3 protein-coding genes are annotated in these 2,408 nt (G+C 67.3%); 1 reads left to right on the top strand and 2 read right to left on the bottom strand.

Annotation, left to right across the window (positions count from 1 at the left end; genetic code table 11):
* Positions 1–739, bottom strand: a 739-nt coding sequence (locus R1101_RS0121315; protein WP_016935287.1) for an FAD-dependent oxidoreductase, incomplete at its 3' end; no start/stop codon positions are given.
* Positions 736–1,833 (bottom strand): alpha/beta hydrolase, encoded by a 1,098-nt coding sequence (locus R1101_RS0121310; protein ID WP_016935286.1) that lies wholly within the window; start codon positions 1,831–1,833, stop codon positions 736–738. The genes R1101_RS0121315 and R1101_RS0121310, both read right to left, overlap by 4 nt.
* Before the next feature lie 240 nt (positions 1,834–2,073).
* Between R1101_RS0121310 and R1101_RS28000 the strand changes: the two genes are divergently transcribed.
* Positions 2,074–2,408: malate:quinone oxidoreductase (locus R1101_RS28000; RefSeq protein ID WP_232284805.1), on the top strand; the 335-nt coding region annotated here is incomplete at its 3' end.

Below are 2,408 nucleotides of genomic sequence, written 5' to 3'. Positions count from 1 at the left end.
CGGCCAGTTCGACCTCGACGCCGTCGCCGACAGGACGGAACTCCCGCGCAGGGTTGGCGAGGTGGACGTCCCACTTGGCGGCGGCCAGCGCGGTGAATCGTTCGGAGACGTCGGCGTCCAGATGCCGCAGCAGGCGGTCGGTCCGCGCGACCACCGAGACCCGGGTGCCGAGCGCCGAGAACACGTGGGCGAATTCCATCGCGATGAAGCCGGTCCCGAGGATCACGAGGGATTCGGGCAGTTTCGGCAGTCGCATGACGTCGTCGCTCGTGTGATATCTCACACCGGAGTCGAGCACGTCCTGCGGGATCGTCGGCCGCGAACCGGCCGCCACGACCACCTGATCCGCGGTGATCACCTCTCCGGTTCCGGTGTCGATGCGGCGCTCGCCGACGAAACGCGCGTGCCCGCCGTAGACCGTGACGTTTGCGCAGTCCTCGCGGCGGTAGCGCTCGCCGCCCGCCGCGATCGGATCGATACGGCCGAAGACCCGGTCGACGATGTCGTTCCACCGCACCCCGTCGACGGACGCGTCGATGCCGTACTTCGCCGCGTTCCGGATCGTATGGGCGACCTCGGCGGCGTAGACGTACATCTTCGTGGGGATGCAGCCGACGTTGAGGCAGGTGCCACCGAAGGTGCCTTCTTCGAGAAGGGCGACGCGCATCCCGTCGTAGCGCTCGTCGAGGATCGAATTCCCCGATCCTGTGCCGATGATCGCGAGGTCGTAGTGGGTCACGCGTGCTCTCCCATGGGTCGATGCAGTACGGAAACGGTGGCGGAGCCGGCGAAGTCGTCGGTCTCGGTGCCGGAACCGGAGGTCTCCGCCTCGGTGCCGGAACCGGAGGTCTCCGCCTCGTCCGCTCCGTCCAACCATTCCAGCCACAGGTCCAATTCCCGGAAGGCCACCGCGAGCGGGCCGGGGGTGGACAGGAACACGTCGTGGCGGGCACCGTCGATCGGCACGATCGTCGTGCGGTTCCCGAGACAACCCGCCCATCGCGCGATCTGGCGGACGTCGAGTACCGCGTCGACCGTGTCGACACTCGCGTCGTACCGCGGAGCGGAACGCGAGGCGCCGGACCGCAGGATCAGCGACGGCACCCCGATGTCGAGTCCGCGATGCAGTACGGAATGGCCCCGCCGGACCGCACGCAACCACCCGAACCGGATGGGGAAACCGGTGAGCGGCTTCCAGTCGAGGTCGTAGCGCCAGCCGTCGCTCTGCAGGCTGCGGCCGTAGCTCTCGGTCTTCGGCAGCGGGATCGGCGCCCGGGGCCGGAGCCGGCCGACGGCGTCGATGAGCGTCGTACCCACATTGCGCAGGTAGGAGGGCCCCTGCAGGTCGAACCAGGGGCTATTCAGGACGAGACCCACGATGCCCGCCGCGGCCGGCCCACCGGGCCGGCGACCGAGCCGGTCGAGCCACAACGGCAGCACGAGCCCGCCCGTCGAATGGGCCGCCAGAAGCACACCGCCACCGACCTCGCTGCGCACCACCCTCAACGCCTCGTCGAGTTCGGCGTCGTAGTAGGCGAGATCGGTGACGAAGTGGGGGGTGTGTCCGGGTGCCCGTGAACGACCGCACTTGCGCAGGTCGAGCGCGAAGAACCGGTAGCCGCGCGCCGCGAAGTGTTCGGCGAGATGCTGCTGGAAGAAGTAGTCGGTGAAGCCGTGGATGTAGAGCACCGCGCGGTCGGGCAGATCGGTGGTCGCCGGCTGGTAGCGCACCAGGGTCGCCGAGATCTCGCCTTCACCGTCGGGGTCGGTACCCAGAGGCAGGTCGAGCTGCTCGTAGCCGTCTCCGAGGACGTCAGGACGCCAAGTAGTCACTATCACACCCTAGGTGTGTTCGCCGACCACCGCTCATGGGTACACAATGAGGTGAAATGAAACGCCGGACAACGCGCGGGTAACCTGTCGGTCGCATTCGCGCGCCGCGTTGCGGGACACTCACGCGAGACGGTACCTCCGTATTTCGGCGGCGCGTGCGAACCAGACAAGGAAGTCGATTTCCCAGTGTCAGAGAACGTAGTAGCGAAAACCGACGTAGTGCTCGTGGGCGCGGGCATCATGAGCGCAACCCTCGGTGCGTTGTTGCGTCAGGTGCAGCCCGACTGGTCGATCACCGCGTTCGAGCGTCTCGACGCCGCGGCGGCCGAGAGCAGTGATCCCTGGAACAACGCCGGTACGGGCCACTCCGCGCTGTGTGAGCTCAACTACACCCCCGGCAAGCCGGACGGTTCGGTCGACATCGCGAAGGCCGTGAACGTCAACGAGCAGTTCCAGGTCTCGCGGCAGTTCTGGGCGTACGCCGTCGACAACGGCATCCTGTCCGACCCGAAGAACTTCATCAACCCGGTTCCGCACGTGAGCTTCGTGCACGGCGCCGAGAACGTGAAGTACCT

Source organism: Rhodococcus sp. R1101, assembly GCF_000278445.1.
In the GTDB taxonomy this organism is placed as follows: Bacteria; Actinomycetota; Actinomycetes; order Mycobacteriales; family Mycobacteriaceae; genus Rhodococcus; species Rhodococcus gordoniae.
The sequence above is the reverse complement of the archived record's forward strand: the minus strand, read 5'-3'. Positions and strand labels throughout refer to the sequence as shown.